Annotated in this window: 17 protein-coding genes; 8 read left to right on the top strand and 9 right to left on the bottom strand. The window is 48.6% G+C overall.

What is annotated here, in order from left to right; translation table 11 throughout:
• Positions 1 to 308: 308 nt before the first annotated feature.
• From IT393_07950 to IT393_07935, 4 genes are all read right to left on the bottom strand, one after another.
• Positions 309 to 2,792, bottom strand: coding sequence for a leucine--tRNA ligase (locus IT393_07950; GenBank protein MCC7202574.1), 2,484 nt, complete (start codon positions 2,790 to 2,792; stop codon positions 309 to 311).
• Between the two features lie 34 nt (positions 2,793 to 2,826).
• A complete protein-coding gene (locus IT393_07945; GenBank protein ID MCC7202573.1) occupies positions 2,827 to 3,462 on the bottom strand; it encodes a cyclase family protein in 636 nt (211 codons plus the stop codon).
• Positions 3,463 to 3,646: 184 nt separating this feature from the next.
• Positions 3,647 to 5,371, bottom strand: a complete 1,725-nt coding sequence (gene polX, locus IT393_07940) for a DNA polymerase/3'-5' exonuclease PolX (protein MCC7202572.1) — start codon at positions 5,369 to 5,371, stop codon at positions 3,647 to 3,649.
• 191 nt (positions 5,372 to 5,562) lie between these two features.
• Complete coding sequence (locus IT393_07935; GenBank protein ID MCC7202571.1) at positions 5,563 to 5,970, bottom strand: CoA-binding protein; 408 nt, start codon at positions 5,968 to 5,970, stop codon at positions 5,563 to 5,565.
• A gap of 165 nt (positions 5,971 to 6,135) precedes the next feature.
• On the opposite strand from IT393_07935, the gene IT393_07930 reads away from it, so the two are divergent.
• From IT393_07930 to IT393_07900, 7 genes are all read left to right on the top strand, one after another.
• On the top strand, positions 6,136 to 6,477 hold the full coding sequence (locus IT393_07930) for a rhodanese-like domain-containing protein (protein ID MCC7202570.1): 342 nt from the start codon (positions 6,136 to 6,138) through the stop codon (positions 6,475 to 6,477).
• Positions 6,478 to 6,522: 45 nt separating this feature from the next.
• Complete coding sequence (locus IT393_07925; GenBank protein ID MCC7202569.1) at positions 6,523 to 6,849, top strand: 4a-hydroxytetrahydrobiopterin dehydratase; 327 nt, start codon at positions 6,523 to 6,525, stop codon at positions 6,847 to 6,849.
• Positions 6,850 to 6,903: 54 nt separating this feature from the next.
• Positions 6,904 to 7,815, top strand: coding sequence for a zinc ABC transporter substrate-binding protein (locus tag IT393_07920; GenBank protein MCC7202568.1), 912 nt, complete (start codon positions 6,904 to 6,906; stop codon positions 7,813 to 7,815).
• Between the two features lie 104 nt (positions 7,816 to 7,919).
• Positions 7,920 to 8,711: a metal ABC transporter ATP-binding protein gene (locus IT393_07915; GenBank protein ID MCC7202567.1), complete on the top strand. Its 792-nt coding sequence runs from the start codon at positions 7,920 to 7,922 to the stop codon at positions 8,709 to 8,711.
• Positions 8,704 to 9,522, top strand: coding sequence for a metal ABC transporter permease (locus IT393_07910; protein MCC7202566.1), 819 nt, complete (start codon positions 8,704 to 8,706; stop codon positions 9,520 to 9,522). Before IT393_07915 ends, IT393_07910 begins: the two co-directional genes overlap by 8 nt.
• A 35-nt stretch (positions 9,523 to 9,557) precedes the next feature.
• On the top strand, positions 9,558 to 10,601 hold the full coding sequence (gene cax, locus IT393_07905) for a calcium/proton exchanger (GenBank protein MCC7202565.1): 1,044 nt from the start codon (positions 9,558 to 9,560) through the stop codon (positions 10,599 to 10,601).
• Positions 10,602 to 10,977: 376 nt separating this feature from the next.
• On the top strand, positions 10,978 to 12,636 hold the full coding sequence (locus IT393_07900; GenBank protein MCC7202564.1) for a peptide-binding protein: 1,659 nt from the start codon (positions 10,978 to 10,980) through the stop codon (positions 12,634 to 12,636).
• Positions 12,637 to 13,062: 426 nt separating this feature from the next.
• Here the strand turns inward: IT393_07900 and IT393_07895 are convergent, their stop codons facing one another.
• Positions 13,063 to 15,207 carry a cation-translocating P-type ATPase gene (locus IT393_07895; GenBank protein MCC7202563.1) on the bottom strand — a complete coding sequence of 715 codons (2,145 nt, stop codon included), beginning with the start codon at positions 15,205 to 15,207 and terminating at the stop codon, positions 13,063 to 13,065.
• Positions 15,208 to 15,433: 226 nt separating this feature from the next.
• Positions 15,434 to 17,941 (bottom strand): HAD-IC family P-type ATPase, encoded by a 2,508-nt coding sequence (locus tag IT393_07890; protein MCC7202562.1) that lies wholly within the window; start codon positions 17,939 to 17,941, stop codon positions 15,434 to 15,436.
• A gap of 439 nt (positions 17,942 to 18,380) precedes the next feature.
• Between IT393_07890 and cysQ the strand changes: the two genes are divergently transcribed.
• The gene (gene cysQ, locus IT393_07885; protein MCC7202561.1) at positions 18,381 to 19,085 is read left to right on the top strand and encodes a 3'(2'),5'-bisphosphate nucleotidase CysQ; all 705 of its coding nucleotides are present in this window, start codon (positions 18,381 to 18,383) and stop codon (positions 19,083 to 19,085) included.
• Between the two features lie 66 nt (positions 19,086 to 19,151).
• Here cysQ and IT393_07880 read toward each other — a convergent pair whose 3' ends face one another.
• From IT393_07880 to IT393_07870, 3 genes are all read right to left on the bottom strand, one after another.
• Positions 19,152 to 19,454 (bottom strand): hypothetical protein, encoded by a 303-nt coding sequence (locus IT393_07880; protein ID MCC7202560.1) that lies wholly within the window; start codon positions 19,452 to 19,454, stop codon positions 19,152 to 19,154.
• Between the two features lie 416 nt (positions 19,455 to 19,870).
• Positions 19,871 to 20,899 carry a M4 family metallopeptidase gene (locus IT393_07875; GenBank protein MCC7202559.1) on the bottom strand — a complete coding sequence of 343 codons (1,029 nt, stop codon included), beginning with the start codon at positions 20,897 to 20,899 and terminating at the stop codon, positions 19,871 to 19,873.
• A gap of 227 nt (positions 20,900 to 21,126) precedes the next feature.
• Entirely contained in the window at positions 21,127 to 22,320 is a 1,194-nt protein-coding gene (locus IT393_07870; GenBank protein ID MCC7202558.1) for a hypothetical protein, read from the bottom strand.
• Positions 22,321 to 22,563 lie beyond the last annotated feature (243 nt).

Here is a 22,563-nt window from a genome sequence, read left to right as displayed (position 1 = left end):
GAGCTGTGAGCTTGTCGAACAGTCGAAGGGCTTATGACGGTTCACATGAAAATGCTCCTGTGTACCAGTCATTCCCACAGAACCTGTCCCCGCAGGATTTTTCACCCGTCAGTCCCACGCAACCTATCCCTGCAGGATTTTTCACCCCGTCATTCCCACGGAAGTGGGAATCCAGAACCAGGCCCACGGTCTGGATTCCCGCTTACGCGGGAGTGACGTTTTCATGAACCCTGGTGAGCCCTGAGCTGTGAGCTTGTCGAACAGTCGAAGGGCTTATGACGGTTCACATGAAAATCCCCGCAACTCCTTTATATAACTATATTCACTAATTTCCCCTGTACAACAAACACCTTTTTGGGGGCTTTATCACCGAGAAAACTCCTGAGCTTCTCATCTGAGAGCGCCTTTTCTCTAATCACATCTTCTCCGGTACCTGCCGGTACTGTAATCTTGCTCCTGACCTTGCCGTTGACCTGTATGATGACAAGCCTCTCTTCTTCAGAGGCTGCCTCTTCACTGTATGAGGGCCACTGACGCTTTAACACTGAAGGCTCATGGCTCAGCATTGTCCACATCTCCTCTGAGATATGAGGGGCAAAAGGGGATAACAGCAGGACAACACCCTCCAGCGCCTCTTTCATAACACACAGGAATTCCTGTTCACCGGTCCGTCCCCCGGATGGTATGAGGTAGATGTTGTTAACAAGTTCCATTATGAAGCTTATTGCAGTATTAAAATGGAAGACCTCAATATCATCTGTAACCTTCTTTATAGTCTGATGCACTGTCTTCCTGAGATTTTTCAGGTCATCAGGCAGTTCACCATCAGGGCATGCAGACGGAGAACTGTTCAGGTGTGGAGACAACTCCTCTATTTTCCTGTAAATACGGCAGAGGAACCTGTATGCCCCCTCAACCCCCCTGTCACTCCAGTCAAGGTCCTTTTCAGGAGGCGCTGCAAAAAGGGAAAAGAGCCTTGCAGTATCAGCACCGTAAGTCTGGATAATATAATCAGGGTCAACGACATTGCCTTTGGACTTGGACATCTTTGCCCCGTCCTTTATCACCATGCCCTGAGTAAGCAGGTTCATGAACGGCTCATCATTCCGGATAAGACCAAGGTCACGGACCACCTTTGTAAAGAATCTGGAATAGAGCAAATGCAGGACGGCATGTTCTATGCCTCCGATATACTGGTCAACGCTCATCCAGTATGACACCTGCTTGCTGTCAAAAGGAGAACTGTCTGCATGAGGTGAGCAGTACCGGAGGAAATACCAGGACGAGTCAACAAAAGTGTCCATTGTATCGGTCTCACGCCTCCCCTTCCCGCCGCACGCCGGGCAACTTGCCTCTGTAAAATCCGCTGCCTGAAGAAGGGGCGATCCCCCCTTTCCTGTGAAGGCAACATCCATGGGGAGCAGCACAGGAAGGGCTTCTTCCGGCACAGGCACAGTCCCGCACTTGTCACAGTAAATGACAGGTATCGGCGTCCCCCAGTAGCGCTGCCTTGAAACACCCCAGTCACGGATCTTGTAATTAACCACACGTTTCCCCAACCCCTCTTTTTCAATATGGCCTGCAATGCGGCTGATGGCTTCAGTAGATTTTATACCGCTGAACTTTCCGGAGTTTACAAGGACCCCCTCCTCTGTAAATGCCGCTGTCATTGAATCCGCAGAAAGGGTCCCTTCACTATTCTGGATAACCACCCTCACCGGAAGCCTGTATTTCCCTGCAAAATCAAAGTCCCTCTGATCGTGCGCCGGAACAGCCATTATAGCTCCGGTGCCGTACTCTACCAGCACAAAGTTTGCAATCCAGACAGGTATCTTTTCTTTGGTAAGGGGATTTATGGCATATCGTCCTGTAAATATCCCTTCCTTCTCTGTGTCTGCGGAGGCCCTGGCAATCCTGTCCTGACGTTTCACCCGTTCAATAAAATCCCTGACCCCGGCCTCATTTTCAGAGCCCCGGACAAGTTCATCAACAAGGGGGTGTTCAGGGGCAATGCTCATAAACGTAGCGCCAAAGAGTGTGTCTGGCCTTGTAGTAAATATCCTGACAGGGGTGTCGCTTCCGGCAAGGGTAAAATCAATCTCAACCCCTGTGCTCTTGCCAATCCAGTTCCGCTGCATGGTCAAAACCCGCTCCGGCCATCCCTTAAGGCTGTCACAACCTGACAACAGCTCTTCAGCATAATCAGTAATCTTAAAGAACCACTGTTCCAGATTTTTCTGCTCAACAACAGAGCTGCAGCGCCAGCAGCTCCCGTCAACGACCTGCTCATTGGCAAGGACAGTATCGCATGAGCCGCACCAGTTCACAGCCGACCGCCGTTTATACGCAAGCCCCCGCTCATACATCTTTAGGAAAAACCACTGATTCCATTTGTAATAGGCTGGCTCGCATGTCGCAACCTCCCGCTCCCAGTCATAGGAAAGCCCCATGCTCTTTAACTGCTGTTTCATGTAAGCTATATTATGGCTTGTCCAGATTGCAGGGTGCACACCCTTTTCTATTGCCGCATTCTCTGCAGGAAGCCCGAAGGAGTCCCACCCCATGGGGTGTAATACATTGTAGCCGCGCATCATCTTATATCTTGCCATCACATCACCAATGGCATAATTCCGGACATGCCCCATATGTATCCTGCCTGAAGGATACGGGAACATCTCAAGGCAGTAGTATTTGGGCCTGGAGGTATCCTCTCCCACTTTAAAAGTGCCGTTATCCGCCCAATAGTGCTGCCATTTCGGTTCAATTTCCTTATGGTCATATTTACCTGACATAGGAGGGTATTTTATAACCCTATTAGGTGGGCTGTCAACAATCACTTACCAATATGGCCCGGGCAGGGGCACCATCAGATCCGGCAAGTCTCAGGGGGAGGCAGTACAAGGTATAATGTCCCTGAGGAACTTCCGAGAGGTCAAGCCCTTCTACGATCACTACCCCTGCATTAAGCAGTACCTCGTGGGTAGGACGGCTTTTTTTGTAAGGCGCTATTGAGAGGTAATCCATACCGATCAGTTTCACTCCATTGTTTACAAGGAATTCCGCACCATCTGCATCTATTCCGGCAAAGCCGGTCTGAAAGGTTGAGCCGCAATCATTCCAGTATCCGGAGTTGCCCGTCTTGATCAGGAGACGGAGCGTACCTGCGGGAATAGCGGCATTTTTCAGTTCAGATGATGTAATAACTTTTACACCGGGCAGTTCCAGCACATAGACCGGGCCTGTGAGCACGTCAAGGGGGAGATGTTCCGCCGTCCTGCCATCATTCAGAAAATGATACGGCGCATCCACATGCGTCCCTGTATGTACCCCCATGGTAATCCTCGATACATTTGAATTCGCCCCCTCCTCAATCTTTGCAACCCTCTCTATGGTGACCTGCGGATCTCCAGGCCAGACCGGCAGGTCTGGGGATATGGCTACTGATATGTCATATATTTTCATCTGTAATTCTCCGTTCAAATCCCCCCTATCCCCCCTTTACTAAAGGGGGGAACTAATTTTCCCCTATTACACATAGAAGAATTACTTTCCCCCTTTGTAAAGGGGGACTAAGGGGGATTTTTCGTTAATTCCGCAAATTCCGGGGACACCATACTTAATTCCATCTGATTATGGCACTGAAGAATTAAGTATGGTGTCCCCGGAATTTATTTCGTATTTCTCCAAGCGTCATGGTGTTCAGCACATCGTTTCTGGTCAGCCATCCCTTTCTCGCAATGCCTACACCATATGAGATATTTGCCAGGTCTTCGGCATGATGGGCATCAGGGTTGATGCTGACCTTTACTCCCCGTTCTTTTGCATACCGGCAATATCTCCAGTCGAGATCAAACCTGTAGGGATGGGCATTAATTTCAATTACCACACCCTTTTCTGCTGCCGCATCTATAACCTTATAGAGATCCACCTTATATCCCTCTCTTGATAGCAGTAACCGCCCTGTTGGATGGCCGAGCATGGTTGTATATGGATTTGATATCGCCCTGATAATCCTCTCAGTCATCTCATCTTCATCCATATTGAACCTGCTGTGGACAGAGGCAATCACAAAATCAAACTTTTCGAGGATTTTATCGCTGTAATCAAGTGAGCCGTCAGCAAGTATATCGCACTCTATCCCCTTAAAGATATAAAATCCCTTAAGCCTGCTGTTTAAACTGTCAATCTCGTCATGCTGTGCGCTTAGCTTTTCTTCAGTGAGACCGCCGGCATAATAGGCGGATTTGCTGTGATCTGAGATGCCTATATAATGATAGCCAGCCTTTTGCGCCAGAGTAACCACCTCGTGAAGCGTCATGCTCGCATCACTGTAGGTAGTGTGCACGTGGAATATCCCCTTAATGTCAGAGTGCTTAACAAGCTCCGGCAGTGTGCCGGCTTCAGCAGCCTCTATCTCCCCCTTGTCCTCTCTCAGCTCAGGCTCTATATATGAAAGCCCGAGCGCCCTGAAAATATCCTCCTCGCTCTTACAGTGCAGAGACTTATCGCCCTTGAAGAGACCGTACTCATTCAACTTGAGGCCTGATTTCTTTGCCCGGCTACGCATTGCCGTATTGTGTTCAGCACTTCCTGTGAAATAATGGAGTGCAAAGGGATATTCACTTTCAGAGACTATCCTGAGATCAGCATTAATGCCGCTGTTAAGTATTACACTCGATTTGGTATCACCCTTCGCTACAATGGACTGGACATCCGGAAGGGTTGTAAAATAATCCATGACAGCTACGGCCTTCTCATGCTGCGAACTGACAACGATATCTATATCCTTAATTACCTCTTTTCTGCGCCTGATGCTCCCGGCGATACTACACTTTAGAACAGACTTGTTCTTTTCTAATCGGGCGAGAAGTCCTTCCGCATCTTTCAATGCGACATTGAAGAGGTGGTGTCCCATCCCTTTCTTGTAATACTCAATGCCATGTAAAATTCTCTCCTGCGTAGCCTCGCCAAAACCGTGCAGACCGATAAGCCTGTTCTCCATGCATGCATACTCAAGCTCACCTACAGTAGATATTCCAAGTTCATCGTAGAGGGCCTTCGCCTTTTTGGGGCCAACGCCCGGAATTTTTATAATCTCGAGGAGCCCTGCAGGAACCTCCTTTTTGAGTTCTTCATAATATTTGAGATGACCGGACTTGTTAAGTTCAACTATCTTTTCATATATGCCCTTGCCGATACCCTTTTGATCCGCAAGCACGCCGTCTTCAATGGCCTTGTCCAGGTCCTCTTCCAGCGCCTCAACAGACACTGCCGCATTGTGATATGCCCTGAACTTGAATGGATTCTCGCCTTTAAGCTCAAGGAGGGTACCGATCTCTTCAAGGATTCTACTGACTTCAAGCTTGTTCACCTGAAAATGCTCCTGTATACCCGTCATTCCCACGGAACCTGTCCCCGCATGATTTAAGCGGGGAGTGGGAATCCAGGACCATGCCTCGGTCTGGATTCCCGCTTACGCGGGAATGACGTTTTCATTTACCTTGGTGAGCCCTGAGCTGTGAGCGTGCCGAACAGTCGAAGGGCTCATGACAGTTCATGTAACTATATCTTTCCCTCTCTCTTCAGCCGCGCATGCTCCTTCAACATACATTTATCCATTATCACCCGCAAACCTGCCTCTTGTGCCCTTCCAGCCGCCTCCTCATTCACAACCCCTTCCTGCATCCAGACAGCCTTAGCCCCTATCCTTATGGCCTCCTCCACCACAGGAGGGACATCCGCAGGCTTTCTGAAGATATCAACAACATCCACTTTTTCAGGAATGGACATAAGGTCAGGATAACACTTCTCACCATTTATATCCTGGATAGCTGGATTCACAGGTATTATCCTGTAACCCTGCCCTCTAAGGTAACTTGCCACTGTAAGACTCGGTCTCCCGAGCCTGTTCGACATACCGACAACAGCAATATTTTTTGATTCCCTGATAATCTTTTCTATATCATCCATGAATGACAGCCCCTTTCTGACAAAAAGATTTTAAATCAATATGTACTGACGGTCAAATATCATTCATGACTATCTGTCATCTTACTTGACTATGACTCACGAGGGTCATATAATTATATTGAGAACGGTTATCATTAACAAATTTTGCAGAAGGGGGTGAGTACGATGGTTAGAGATATTACAACTGCGGATTTTTTGAATATGCTCAATTCCGAGGATGAGTTTATACCCCTTGATGTCGCAAGCAGCAGGGCCCGCGAAGATGTTGTAATCAGGAAGGCGGTTAGGTGTCTGGTTGAAGACATTGATAAATGGGCCGTGGAACATTTCGATAACAGGGATGAAAAGATTGTTATCTTCTGTGGTGGAAATATATGCGGCTCTCTCTATGAGGCAGCAAGGCTTCTTGATGATAAAGGCTTTGTAAATGTGTTCAAGTATGAAGGAAGCCTGGATGAGTTGTTTGATGCAGGCTCGGCTATGTTTAAATCGGGGGTCTGGACATAGGGGGTTGGGCCGGCCTTTATGGCCGGCCCAAAAAGGATATATTGTATGAATTTAGTGGAGAAAAAATGTGTACCCTGTGAAGGGGGGACTCCTCCTCTTGAAAAGTCTGAGACAGACATCCTTATTAAAGAGGTGCCTTCCTGGTCACTCAGGGAAGGGCATCTGTTCCGGTCATATAAATTCACGAACTTCAGGGAGGCGATGAAATTTGTAAACTCAGTGGCTGGTCTCGCTGAAGAAGAGGGGCACCATCCTGATATTCATATCCATTATAACAGGGTGGATGTTGAATTCTGGACACACGCCATAAAAGGCCTTTCAGAAAATGATTTCATCATGGCTGCAAAAACAGACAGCCTGATAAATTCATGAGCTCTGTTAAGCACCTTATCTTTTAATACTGATTGTGCTATAGTTGTTTAGCTCATGATATTTTCCGCTATATCCAGATTTATCGCAATCACTCTCTTTATTCTTCTGTTTAACAGTATAACTGTCAATGCGAATACTGCACCGCCACAGAAGATTAAGGTCGTTACTACTCTTACCTTCCTTGAAGATTTTGTAAGGAATGTCGGCGGCGACAGGGTCGAGGTCAGCAGCCTCCTTTCCGGATTGGAAAGTGAACACACCTACTCACCAAAACCGAGCGATATCATTACCGTTAAAGAGGCGCAGGTTCTTGTGGAAGTGGGCCTTGGCCTTGAGGTTTGGGTAAAAACTCTTGTAAAGAATGCGTCAAACAGCAGGCTGATTACAGTTACAACTTCTACAGGGGTGCCTTTATTGCGGGGAGAAGAGACAGACCCGTATAGTCATGACAATCACCTTGGAAACCCGCATATCTGGCTTGACCCGGAGCGCGCCAAGAGCATGATACGTCATATTACTGATGCCCTGTCGAAGATTGATCCTACGGGGCGGCAATATTATCTCTCCAATCAGGCCGCATATTTTAAGAAGATTGACACTATGCGGAGTAACATAGAAAAAAAGCTGAGCGGTGCAAAAAACCGCAGGATAATCACACACCATCCTGCATGGCCTTATTTTGCACAGCGTTTTAATCTGCAGATCGCAGATAATATCCAGGTCCAGCCAGGTACAGAATCTTCAGCACGGCATATGGCAAAGTTGATCAGTGAGATAAAAAAGGGGGGGATAAGGGTGCTGGTATCCGAACCACAGTTAAATCCAAAAATACCCCGTGCAATTGCTGATGAGACAGGGATCAGGATCGTTACACTAACACCGATACCAGGCGGGCTTCCCAATACTGACACATATATTGAGATGATGGAGTACAATGGAAGCCGGCTTGCGGAGGCACTTCAGTAAAAAGGTCGGATAAAAATCCCCCTTAGTCCCCCTTTTTCAAAGGGGGAAATCAGTTCCCCCCTTTAGTAAAGGGGGGGTGGGGGGATTCGAACGGGGATTTTCAGGTGAACAGGAATGTAATAATCAGATTTTCAAATGCCACAATTGCCTACCAGCAAAGAACAGCATTAACAGACATAAACCTTGAAATCTACCAGGGGGAATTCCTCGGCATTATAGGCCCGAATGGTTCGGGTAAGACAACGCTTCTGAAATCCATACTTGGCCTCGTACGTCCCTCCAAAGGGACTGTTCAGATATTCGATTGTGCCTGCCATGAACTGCGCTGCCATCACAAGGCAAGGATAGGATATATTCCTCAGAAGGGGAATATTGACTATAATTTTCCGGTTACCGTGCGTGAGACGGTAATGATGGGGAGATACAGTTCCCTGGGTCTGTTCAGGAGGCCTTCTAATGCTGACAAAGAGATGGTGAATCAGGCCCTCAGGGAAGTGGAAATGGATGGATATACAAGTGCGCCACTGGGACACCTGTCGGGTGGTCAGCAGCAGAGGGTCCTGATAGCGAGAGCGCTGGTTCAGAAACCGGAGGTGCTTCTAATGGACGAACCGACTACCGGCATTGACACACCAACCCAGTACAGCATGATAAAACTCATTTCAAATCTTCAGAAGAACCTCAAACTTACCGTACTCCTTGTCACACATGACATAAATATGATCAGCCCCTATGTTGACCGCATGGCACTGATTCATACCAAACTTCATGCAATCGGAACCCCGGCTGAGGTGCTTAATGAAAAAATCCTGAGTGACATATACGGCAAACAGGTCGTTGTTGCAACACGGGGAGGCGGGACATATGTGATCGCAGGGGATTATCATCATGCTTGAGATGCTCTCGTATGAGTTCATACAGAGGGCGCTTCTTGCGTCTGTGATAATAGGCCTCGTCTGTTCCATCATCGGCGTCTTCGTCATCCTGAGGAATCTTACATTTATAGGGGCAGGCACTTCACATGCCGCATTTGCCGGTGTAACACTGGGATATCTGATTAATCTGAACCCCATCTATTTTGCCATTGTATTCAGCCTCCTGACAGTATGGGTCGTGGGTTATCTTAACAGGATGGGATACCTCAAGCTGGATGCATCTGTAGGTATATTCTACTCACTGACCATGGCGCTTGCTGTTTTGTTCATTGGGCTGATGAAGGTCTACAATGCTGAAGTTTATGGATACCTGTTCGGAAGCATCCTGTCCGTAACAAAAACCGATTTGGCAGTCATCCTTATCCTCGGACTGGCGGTCCTGTCCCTGGTCTACATATTTTTCAAGGAATTCCACTTCATTACGTTCGATGAAGAGCTGGCCAGGGCAAGCGGCATACCTGCAGAATGGCTGTCATTCCTGCTGCTTACCATGATAGCCATGACCATCGTCATTTCCCTTAAATCGGTCGGGGCAATCCTGGTGTTTGCATTAATAGTAACCCCTGCAGCCGCTGCCTATCAGTTGACCTTCAGCATGATACGGATGTTTTTCTATTCTGCAGTAATAGGAATCACATCATCTGTTGGAGGAGTGTTCCTCTCATACTGGCTTGATCTTCCGTCAGGCGCTACAACCGTGCTCTTTGTATCACTCATGTTCTTTGTCTCCCTGATCTTTTCGCCTAAACGCATGAAAGGGATAATACGGTGAAGGCAGGAAAATTCTATATTGATCCCCTGAGCCTCATGCTCGTTTTCGTACCTGTCAGCATTATGCTTGAAGTCCTGCACACCGGACACATCTGGATCTTTGCCTCTTCCGCCCTCGCCATCATTCCGCTTGCGGGACTGATGGGAAAGGCAACCGAGCATCTGTCCCACTCCATCGGCGCAGGGGCAGGGGGTCTGCTGAATGCAACGTTTGGAAATGCCGCAGAACTGATTATTGCCCTTATGGCCATGCAAAGGGGGCTCTATGACGTTGTAAAGGCATCCATTGCCGGCTCCATCATCGGCAATATCCTTTTGGTCCTTGGACTCAGCGTGATAGCAGGCGGCATCAAACACAAGAAACAAACCTTCAATCGCACTGCCGCAGGAATGGGGGCAACGCTCCTTACGCTGAGCACGATTGGCCTGGTAGTCCCGGCTATATTTCACCTTGTGGCCGGGAGCGCCTTTGTAGAGCAGGAAAAGGAGCTGAGCCTTGAGATCGCAATCGTACTGTTCGCCACTTATCTGCTGAGTCTCATTTTCACCCTGAAGACACACAAACACCTGTACAATGGAGATACCGCTAATCTGGAAGATGAAGCCCTTCATGTCTCAGGATGGAGCAGGAAGAAGTCCGTACTTGTGCTGCTTGGCGCAACATGCTTCGTCGGCCTGATGAGTGAATTCCTGGTTGGTGCAGTTGAGCATACTGCGGCAACCCTTGGTCTTACTCAGGTCTTTGTCGGCGTCATTATTGTTGCCATAATTGGCAATGCCGCTGAACACAGTACAGCAGTCCTCGTAGCCTTAAAGAATCAAATGGACCTTGCAATTAATATAGCTGTAGGTTCAACTATCCAGATTGCCCTGTTCGTGGCACCGGTTCTCGTATTTGCAAGCTATGCAATGGGCCAGCCTATGAATCTGCTGTTCACAACATTTGAGGTAGTGTCAATCGCACTGGCAGTTGGGATAGTAAGCATCATATCAATGGATGGAGAGTCGAACTGGATGGAAGGGGTGCAGTTGGTAGCGGTGTATATAATACTGGCAATAGCATTCTACTTCCTGCCGTAGCGCCGGCGTTGGGGAACAAAGAGGCATTAAAATCCGTGGCTGGATTTTGCTGCCATGTTTGCGGAGATATTCAGGTGAACTGTCATGAGCCCTTCGACTGTTCGGCACGCTCATAGCTCAGGGCTCACAAAGGCAGATGAAAATCCCCCTTAGTCCCCCTTTATAAAGGGGGAAATCAGTGCCCACACTGTATAAAGGGGGAAATCAGTGCCCACACTGTATAAAGGGGGAAATCAGTGCCCACACTGTACAAAGGGGGAAATCAGTGCCCACACTGTACAAAGGGGGAAATCAGTGCCCACACTGTACAAAGGGGGAAATCAGCTCCCCCCTTTATTAAAGGGGGGAGAGGGGGGATTTGAACGGAGATTTTCGGATGAAAACATTGCAGTTGATTCTTATAACGCTAATATTCTCCCTTCTGCTGTTTAACTCAGCGTGTCAGCGCGTCTCAGACAGTGTGCCTGCGTCAGCCAGTACAAAAAACGCGGGCAACGATATCAAGCCAGCATATGGTGATACCCTTGTTGAAGGCATTATTGGTGAGCCAAGTATCCTTATCCCGATGCTCGCAGGCGACAACGCATCCCATGAAGTGGCAGGCCTTATATTTAACGGACTTGTAAAATATGACAAGGACCTCACCATCACTGGCGACCTTGCTGAATCATGGGACATATCAAAAGACGGACTCGTGATTACCTTTCATCTCAGAAAAGGGGTGAAATGGACAGACGGCGTCGAATTCACGGCAGATGATGTACTGTTCGGCTACAGGACAATAATCAGTGACAAGACCCCTACCGCATATTCTGAGGACTTTAAGCAGGTGAAAAAGGCAGAGGCGCTCGACAGGTATACATTTCGCGTTACCTATGAAAGGCCGTTTGCCCCTGCGCTAAGCAGTTGGGGAAGCCTGCCGGTCCTGCCAAAGCATCTTCTTGAGGGGAAGGACATAACAAAGAGTGAGCTCGGGAGAAAGCCCGTTGGCATGGGGCCTTATAAGCTCTCCAAATGGACGCCAGGCTCTGACGTAGTCCTCGAATCCAATCATGAATATTTTGAAGGCAGGCCGTATATAAATAAATATGTTTACCGCGTAATCCCGGACCCGGCTACTATGTTCCTTGAATTACAGGCCGGTGGTGTTGACTGGATGGGGCTTACACCACTGCAGTATTCAAGACAGACTCAGTCAAAATACTTTGAAACGAATTTCAACAAATTCAGATACCCGGTATTCGCATACACTTATATGGGATTTAACCTGAAACACCCCTGGTTCAAAGATAAACGTGTGCGTCAGGCCATTGCCTGTGCCGTAGATAAAGATGAGCTCGTACATGGCGTCCTATTTGGACTTGGCAAGGCGGCAACAGGCCCTTATGTACCCAACACCTGGCCCTACAACCCTGACGTAAAAAAATATGAATACAATCCTGACAAGGCAATGAAGCTGTTGAGCGAAGCCGGCTGGCGGGACAGTGATGGTGATGGCATTCTGGATAAAGACAGAAGGCCGTTTGAGTTTACCATTCTTACCAACATGGGAAATTCCCTGAGGATGAAGACCGCTACAATTATTCAGTGGAGGCTTGCCATGGTCGGGATCAAGGTTAATATCCGTGCGCTTGAATGGTCTACCTTCATAAATGAATTTCTTGACAAAAGGCGGTTCGAGGCCGTTGTCCTCGGCTGGAGCATTGGCCTCGATCCCGATCAATTTGACATATGGCATTCCAGCAAGACAAAAGAAAAGGAATTTAACTTCATAAGCTTTAATAATCCTGAAGTGGATGAGCTCCTTGATAAGGGGAGGAGGACTTTCGATCTAACTGAAAGGAAAAAGGCCTATTTCAGGATACAGGATATATTGGCAGAAGAAGTCCCTTACATCTTCCTCTATGTCCCTGATGCGCTCCCTATCGTCCATGCGAGGTTCCACGGTATAGAACCTGCCCCGATAGGGATAGGATACAATATCAACAAGTGGTATGTGCCTGAAGGTATGCAGAGGCACAACATAGAACAGTGAGTATCCGATAGAAACCTGTCCTTAGTTTATTAATCTCCCTTTAATCTCCATTCCGTATAATAGCTATCAGAATTAAAGAAATGGAGGTAACAAAAAATGGAAAACAAGGCAACATTCTCTCTCTCAGTAGGTGTAGCACTTCTGGCAGTTGTGTTAGCACTCGGCACAATTAGCTGGATAAACGGCCTTCAGTACATTTCTTAATATATCTGAAGTGTTAACAGTACTTTAATGTTTGTTCATTATAATAGTACTAAGAAAATTAAATTATGGAGGTATCAAACATGGATAACAATGCATCTTTCTCTCTCCCGGTAGGAATCTCTTTACTGGCAGTATTTGCAGCACTCGGCATAATAAGCTGGATATCCGGCCTTACTTACATTGCCTGATAATATCACAGCGTTGGAGAAGGGGGGCTTCGCATCATCTTAGAAGACGCAGCCCGTTAATTATAACCAGAAGGCCCCCTGCTTCATTTATCAGAATACCCGGCACAAGGCCGATCCATCCTATCAGGGCAACTGGCACCAGAAAACCGATAATAATCAATGAAAACGCAATATTCTGTCTTATATTACTGACAGTCCTCCTGCTCAGGTTCAGCACATAAGGAATTTTTGTAAGATCATCAGACATAAGTACTATGTCACCAGTCTCTATCGCAACATCAGTCCCTGCAGCACCCATTGCAATCCCAAGATTTGATTCAACCATTGCAGGGGCATCATTAACCCCGTCTCCAACCATGGCAACAAGACCATATTCTCTCCTGAGACCGGATATGGCCTTAACTTTATCTTCAGGGTGCAGCCTTGCTACATACTCACTGATCCCGGCCTTTTCCGCTATAACCCGTGCCACATGCTCATTATCCCCTGTCAACATTACAAGACCGGTCACCCCCATCTCCTTAAGTCGTTTGAGCGCCCCCTCTGCCTCAGGACGGATTTCATCCCTGGTGGCGATTATGCCAAGCAGTTCACCTGAAACGCCAGCCTCAGGTGCACCCTTCACTAATAATTCATCCTGTCTGGTTAAGAAGACAAGTGTCTTGCCCTCTTCCTCGAACTGCTGTATTTTTTTCTCTGTCTCTGTTGTCATGTTGCCAGGCTCTGCACATAACGAACTGTTTCCAATGCAGTAAGGCCTGCCTTCTATCAGCGCCCGTGCCCCAACACCGGGAAATGCCTCAAATCCTTCAGCGTCCTTTATTGAAATCCCAAGTTCTTTCGCCCTGCTGATTATTGCATCAGAAAGAATATGCTCTGAAAGGCTCTCTATGGACGATGCAAGACTCAGGACAGACTCCTCTGTAGCACCTCCGAACGGTATCACATCTGTGACCACCGGTCGTCCAACAGTAAGGGAGCCTGTTTTGTCAAAGGCAATTGCCTTAACATGGCCTGCCAACTCTAAATATACCCCACCCTTGATTAACACCCCGTGTCTTGCGGCATTTGAAATAGCCGCAACAACCGACACCGGTATTGAAAGTGCAATGCCACAGGAGCATGAGACCACAAGGACTACAAGTCCCCTGTAAAACCATCCCGGGAAATTGCCAAAGATTATTGAAGGCAGTACCATCACAACAATAGCAAGGGCAAACATGAAGGGGGTGTAGTATCTGCCGAAGGTCTCTCCAAACCGCTGGTATCCTGATTTCCGGGACTCTGCCTCTTCTACATAATGTATTATCCTCCCTAATGTCGTATCCTGAAACGGCTTTGATACCCTGACCTCCAGAGAGCCCCTCTGATTAATGCTTCCTGCAAAGACTTCATCACCAGGAACCTTTGATACAGGCATTGACTCGCCTGTGATAGGGGCCTGATTTACAGATGAATTGCCGGAGATGACCTCACCGTCAAGAGGTATCCTCTCCCCGGGCTTAATGATGACAATATCTCCAATCCCGATTTCATCCACATTGATGGTAACAAGCCCGCCATTTTTCCTGACAGAGGCATCCTTTGGCGCGAGCCCCATCAGTGCACGCACAGACCCCCTAACCCTGTCTGTTGCATAGGCCTCCAGGACATCACCAAGGGAGTATATAAAGACAAGGAGTGCGGACTCTTCCCAGAGTCCAAGTATTAACGCCCCGACAGCGCCAACAACCATAAGCGTCCTTATGTTCGGTGTCAGCGTCTTAAGGGCTGTGAGGCCCATCTTTGCAGGGTAGTAACCACCAACTAAGATTGCAATGGCATAAAGCAGCCTGGCCTGTCCGTGAGGGATGCTGAGTATTACTTCAGTAACAAAGCCGGCGAAGATAAAGAATCCACAGATCAGGAGGGTAAACAGCCTAGGTTGCTTCCACCAGGGCATATCGGGCTGCTTTGCCTTTCCCGCTCTTTGCAGGGCGGCCTTCATGCCGGTCTTGTCTATCGCCGCAATGAGTTCATCGAGAGAAAGGACTGCCGGGTCATAGGATACCTTGAGCGTCCTTGAAACAAGATTGGCCTCGCACCCGCTTACGCCGTTCACTCCTTGAACGCAGGCCTTGACCATTTGCGCCTCATTCTCACAACACATTTCATCTATGTAAATAGTATCCTGCTTCATCTGAAAATCCCCGTTATTTACCACAAAGGCACAAAAGACACATCTACCTGTCATTCCCACGGAACTTGTCCCCGCATGACTTAAGCGGGGAGTGGGAATCCAGAACCAAGCCATCAGTCTGGATTCCCGCTTGCGCGGGAATGACGTTTTCGTAAAACTTGCGAGCCCGGGCTCATGTCAGACAGAGACCTGCGCTACGGCCTTTTTTAGGCCAGGGGTTTACTAATTAAATCTTCACCCTCTTCAGCATTGCTGAATTTGTCACTACTGAGACTGAGCTCAGGGACATGGCAGCTGCTGCTATCATGGGATTTAATAGTCCGATGGCCGCAATTGGAATACCAATAGAGTTGTATGCAAAGGCCCAGAAGAGGTTTTGCTTTATTTTTCTCATTGTTGCCTTTGATAACCGTATAGCCGATACAACATCCCGCACGTTATCCCTGACCAGGATTATCCCCCCGGTCTCCTTTGCGACATCAGAACCACCTCCAATTGCAATCCCAATATCCGCCTGGGCAAGGGCAGGCGCGTCATTTATACCATCTCCAACCATTGCCACAACCTCGCCTTTAGCCTGCAGGTCTTTAATCACCCCTGCCTTCTCACCCGGAAGGACATTTGCTATGACATTATTTATGCCGAGCTGTCCTGCTATGGCCCTTGCCGTCCGTTCATTATCACCGGTAAGCATGATGACCTTAACCTTTTCTTTTTCAAGGGCCCTGACAGCCTCAAGCGAGTTTTCCTTGAGGGTATCTGCCACGGCAATGACACCCAGGATCTTGCTATCCCTTCCACCGGTAAGGCCGTGATCGGATCCCCCCGCTCCCCCCTTTTCCAAAGGGGGGTAGTTCGCTTCTGCAAGCAGCATGGCCGTCTTTCCCTGCTCTTCAAGTCTCCTTAGCGTGTCTTCAGTGCTTCCGTCTACGGCAAATCCGTTGGCCTCCATTAGTCTCCTGTTACCCAGGAGTATCGTTGAGCCATTGTAGTCAACCCGCACCCCCTGGCCCGGAACCGCCTCGAACGAACCGGCATCAGGTACTTCCATCCCCCGCATTTTTGCGGCCTTTAAAATGGCCTCGCCAAGCGGGTGCTCAGAGCCCTTTTCTGCAATGGCAGCCAGTCGCAGAATTTCATCTTCTTCACCTGAAAAACCTCGTTCAAATCCCCCCTCTCCCCCCTTTTCCAAAGGGGGGAAAATCGTTTCCCCCTTTGAAAAAGGGGGACTAAGGGGGATTTCCGTTTGCCTTTGTGAGCCCCGGCTCATCAGAGGTTCATTCCGCACCTCGCACTCCGTATTCCGTACAATGTCTGTCACCGACGGCTCTCCCTTAGTCAGTGTCCCTGTCTTATCAAACACAACAGTAGATAGCTTCTGCGCACGCTCGAGATACTCCCCTCCCCTGATCAGTATCCCTGCCTCTGCCCCCTTTCCAACACCTACCATCAGCGCTGCAGGTGTCGCAATACCAAGTGCGCACGGGCAGGCTATAATAAGCACTGCTACAAATGAGAGCAGACCCTGTGCAAAGTTGCCGGCCAGCCACCAGCCAAAAAAGGCAATGAGTGATGCGCTTATTATTGCCGGAACAAAGTAGCCGGTAGCCTTGTCTGCTATCCGCTGAATCGGCGCAGTAGATGCCTGCGCCTCCTCCACCAGCCTTATGATCTGACTCAATGTAGTCTCTGACCCCACCCTTTTTGCCCTGAACTTAAACGTACCGGACTTATTGATGGTAGCGCCAGTTATCTCGTCTCCTGCCTTCTTTTCAACTGGCATGGACTCACCGGTTATCATCTTCTCATCCACTGAAGACGCCCCTTCCATCACTACACCATCCGCAGGTATTTTCTCTCCGGGTCTGACGACTACCACATCATCTACGCGCACAAACTCTGCCGGTATCTCCATCTCCTCGCCATCTCTGATTACCCTTGCAGTCTGAGGCTTAAGGTCCAGTAGTTTCCTGACAGCTGCCGACGACCTCTTCTTTATGATCTCCTCCATATATTTACCAAGCAGGACAAAGGCGATAATTACTGCGGAGACCTCGAAGTAGACCGCACGCTCATCCACCTTAACCGGCAGTATGTCGGGGGCAAAGATCACTATTACTGAATAGATATATGCGACAGATGTACCAAGGGCAATGAGAAAGTCCATGTTGATCATCCTGTTTTTTACTGCATTGTAGGCCCCGGTGTAGAACCCCCAGCCGCCAATGAACTGAACAGGTGTTACCAGGATAAAGAGCCACACCCCCCATGTAAACCAGGGTAGTTGAGGGATCGGCGCCCAGGTGAGCACAGTTGCCCCTGCCGCAAGCCCGAGGAAAACGGCGGCACGGAACATGGCAAGGATTACAACTCCTGCAAGGGCGATGGAGACCCTCTTCTTCATGCTTTTGAGCTCTTCCTCCGGCGCCTCAAATGTCCTGAGACACCCCTCACTGCAGAAGTAGTATGCCCTCCCCCCAATCTCAGCCTTGAGCGACTTCCCCTTTTCCACCACCATGCCGCAAACCAGGTCTTTTGCAGTCTCATGAGGGCTTACCCCCTCCAGGGCCGCCATGCCCATCGCCCCACTGCCTGTCATAAAAGATTCCGGGTCAGCATCAAACCGCTCTTTGCAGACTGGATTGCAGAAATATATGGTCTCACCTTTATAACTGCTCGTTCCCGCTGAATCAGCAGGATCTACCTCCATCCCGCATACAGGATCTATTGGCATAATTTACCCCCTCTCCATACTGCCCCTCACATTTGAGAGGAATACATCGTATATCTATAATTATTGGCATTCTACCATCCGTAGAATCAACTTTCAACTCCCCTGTCGTATCATAAAACAAATCTGTCCCCTTATTCATTTCAATATGATAGTATCTACCGTGAGCCGGGTGAACCGTCATAAGCCCTTCGACTGTTCGGCACGCTCACAGCTCAGGGCCCACAGGCAATTGAGAAAACGTCATTCCCGCGGAAGCGGGAATCCAGACCGGGGCCTGGTTCTGGATTCCCACTACCCGCTTAAATCCTGCGGGGACAGGTTCCGTGGGAATGACAGGTACACAGGAGCATTTTAGGATGTGGTATATAACGGGGTTTTCCGGGTGAATATTGATCTCAGCCACATAATCCGCATAGCAAAAAAGGCCGGAGAGGCCATTATGGAGTACTATGAAACAGATCATGCGGTGGAATACAAGGAAGACAATTCGCCCCTAACAGCTGCGGATACAGCCGCTCATAACATTATTATTCAGGGATTACAGGCGAAGTATGGCGATATCCCATGCATCTCAGAAGAAGGAAATATACCGCTGCATAATGAGCGAAAGGATTGGAACTACTTCTGGCTTGTGGACCCCCTTGACGGTACAAAGGAGTTCATCGGCAGAAGAGGGGACTTCACAGTCAATATAGCGCTCATAAAGGGTGACGGGCCTGTACTCGGCGTAATTTATGTGCCGGCAAAGGGATTGCTGTATTATGCTTCGACAGATAAAGGGGCATGGAAGGCATCGGGTAAAGACGAGGCGGCAAGGATATTTGTAAGAAAAACTGCTCCTGAAGACGGCCTGGTCGTTGTTGGAAGCCGCCTGCATAGTTCAAAGGAAGAAGAACAATTCGTCAGTACTCTCAGGGTTAAGGAGAAGAAATCCTTCGGTAGTTCTTTGAAGTTTTGTGCTGTGGCTGAAGGTGCGGCTGACATTTATCCCCGGTTCAATCCTACAATGGAATGGGATACAGCGGCAGGGCAATGTATAGTGGAGGTTGCCGGAGGCATTGTCACAGACAAATCAGGTGCACGGCTTACTTATAATAAACCGTCACTAAAGAATGAAAACTTTATCGTCCGGGGTTTTATCTGAAATCGAGCATCACGATTGCATTCTTCGATAGCGTTGCATGGGGACCCACACCCACCCTAACCCTCTTCATCTTTTCCTGCGTGCCAGCCCGGTAAGATACTCGAGCAGGGGTCTCAATATTTCCGGTACCGCTGACTCATCTATTTCAATGGTCTTGACACGTCCCTCTGCCTCAAGCTTTATTTCGTAACGGAACCGGTCAATCCCAGGCGTGGCTGACCGCATTAATTCAGGCAGATCAAAAAAGGAGACGGCGTCTACCAGCTTATGGAGGAATCTGGCATCCCCGGCCGGAAGTACATCAGTATCCAGCGTAACAGAGAGAGAAATAGCGGCCAGACCGCCTGTCCTTTTAAAATAAAGCTTCACCTGCAAATGCTCCTATCTACCCGTCATTCCCACGGAACCTGGCCCCACAGGATTTTTCACCCGTCATTCCCACGCAAGTGGGAATCCAGAACCTGGCCCCGGTTCTGGATTCCCGCTTACGCGGGAATGACGTTTTCGTGAACCCTGGTGAGCCCTCAGCTGTGAGCTTGCCGAATAGTCGAAGGGTTCATGACGGTTCACTCGAAAATCCCTGTATACCCGTCATTCCCACGGAACCTGGCTCCGCAGGATTTTTCACCCGTCATTCCCACGCAAGTGGGAATCCAGAATCTGGCCCCGGTTCTGGATTCCCGCTTACGCGGGAATGACGTTTTCGTGAACCCTGGTGAGCCCTGAGCTGTGAGCTTGTCGAACAGTCGAAGGGCTCATGACGGTTCACCTGAAAATGCTCCTATTTACCCGGAAATACCCACCGCAGCCCACGCCTCCTTCACCGCCTTATGCTCGAGGCTCCCGCTGCCGTAGAGTTCACCGGCTGCTACTGCCGTGAGATTCGCCGCATCATTGAAATCAGAATCCGGCCTTAACCTGTCACGAAGGGCGACATACCATATCCAGCCTGCCCTGAGCCAGGCATGCCCCCCAATCCTAATAGCCGTCTCATAAAACGCACGGTTCGGAATCCCGGAGTTTATGTGTACACCGCCGTTGTCCTCCCTCGTATTCACATAGTCCTTCATGTGGCCAGGCTGCGGGTCTCTTCCAAGAACAGGGTCATCATATGCACTGCCGGGTTCTTTCATTGAGCGAAGCCCCTTCCCATTGATATTCTTTGTAAAGAGTCCCTTTCCTATTATCCAGTCAGCCTCCGCCGCCTCCTGGCGCTTCTTGTATTGCTTGACAAGAGAGCCAAAGACATCTGACAGGGATTCATTCAGCGCCCCGGACTGGCCCTGATACTCAAGCCCTGCCTCAAATTGTGTAACGCCATGGGTCAACTCATGCCCTATCACATCAATCGCTATGGTAAAGCGATTGAACAACTCCCCGTCGCCATCTCCGTAAACCATCTGCTGACCATTCCAGAATGCGTTGTCATAGTCCCTGCCATAGTGGACAGTAGAATCAAGCCTCATTCCCCTGCCGTCAATGGAGTTCCTCTCAAAGACTTTTTTGAACAGATCATATGTAATACCCGCACCGTCATAAGCCTCATTGGCAGTCTTATCCTTACTCCTCGCAGATCCTTCTGATCTGACAAGACGCCCTGGAAGGGTATATTCATTCTGGGCATCATAAATAGTACGCCTCCTCGTACCTGTTGGTGTTGTGCCAATTGGTGATATAACCGAAAGCGCCAACCGCTGGCCCCGCATCTGCTCTGAGATGGCAAGGGACTCCCAGGCGCACCTTTGCTGCCGGGAGCTCCCACACCTTGCTATCTCTTTCAACATATGCGGCGGGATAATAAAACATGTATCCATAGATTACCTCCTTGAGTTAAATATTTAGACGATGCATGCCGCAATGTCAAGGATTATTGGACTTAATAATAGAAGGCAACGAATAACTGGTACTTTACCGGGGTAAAGCAAGACGGACACATTGCCATGTTCTCTGAATTGTTAAAGTTGAACAAGGAATTGGTTGTCCACCTCAAATTAGTACACTTACAAAGCGAGTGTTTGTTAATTGCGGCCGCCTCCAACACCTATCTTACTTCGAATATTATCATGTCTAAGACGTGATCATTTTTATCTACAAGTGTTAATTCATTGGTTCCATGCACCGGGAGCCATGGTATGAGAGATGAAGATCCAAGATATTTGCCGTTCAACAGCCATTTTGCCATTTCATCTTCAAGGCTGTATTCGAAGAAAATTTTCTGGTATTCGACTGGTATATCAGGATCGAGGGCTATGATCGTTCCTGTAGATGGATAAAGAATTTTGGGCGGTGGTGCCTCTGCCTGAATCGCAATCTCAGGTTCGGTGCCTTTTATAAACCATTCCTTTTTCTTTGTTTCACTTTCACCCAGAATGATTTCTTTTATGATCACTTCCGGTGGCGGTAGAGGGGGCACGCTTTTGTTATTTTTGTGTAGATAGTTCATCACTTCAGTCCAGACAGGCGCCGCTCCGGATACACCGCTAACATTCCACATCGGTTCATTACTGAAGTTACCCACCCATACTCCCACAGTAAATTTATCAGAGTACCCCACGCACCAGTTGTCACGCATGTCCTTGCTTGTGCCTGTTTTTGCAGCAGTCCAGAACTTCGTAGAAAGTGGATTTTCAAGACCGAATGTAGTGCTCCGTGCTTCTCTGTCTGATAGTATATCTGAAATAAGAAAAACAGCTTCTTCTGAATACAACCTGTAAGATTTTTCACCCTTCTTACCAGGCATTAAAGTGAGCGGGTTCCATACACCCATATTCGCAAGGGTCCTGTAAGCATTGACCAGTTCCCAGAGGCTTACATCAACTGTGCCGAGGGCTATCGATGGACCGTAGAATTCGCCTGTCTCGATGCCGTTTATCCCGAGCTCTTTGAGCCTTTCTGCAAAAAGGTCGCTTCCGACAAGCATCCCGGTCTTTACAGCAGGCACATTAAGAGAGGATGCAAGGGCCATACGGACAGTTACATCTCCCCTAAAGTGACTGTCGTAATTATCCGGCGTATAAAGACCTCTTTCGGTCGGAACATTGATAGGCTCATCTTTTATGAGAGAGGCAGGTGTAAGAAACCGCTTCTCGAAGGCAATGGCATAGAGGAAAGGCTTTAGTGTAGAACCTGCCTGTCTTTTAGCCTGTATACCATCCACATACGGGGATAACGATTTATCTCCCCTGTTTGCCACATAGGCAAGCACTTCTCCGGTCCTGTTGTCAACGACAAGCACGGCGCCTTCCGAGACATTCTGACTCTGAATCTCGCTGATATTCTTTTCAAGAGTTTCAATGACAAACCTCTGAAGCCCCGCGTCAATAGATGCGGTAGCGGATAGGGCATTTTTCCCTAGGAGCCTGTCCGAGTAATAATTACTTCACCTAAGACAACAAAATCCATATAATAGACGACATGAAAACATACCGCACATATGAACCGAACCAATTATTGTTGATACCGCCATCGTTGAGGGAGT

It is taken from the genome of Nitrospirota bacterium (assembly GCA_020851375.1).
Classification (GTDB): Bacteria; Nitrospirota; 9FT-COMBO-42-15; order HDB-SIOI813; family HDB-SIOI813; genus RBG-16-43-11.
Note: the sequence above shows the minus strand (reverse complement) of the source record. Positions and strands in the feature narration are given on the sequence as shown.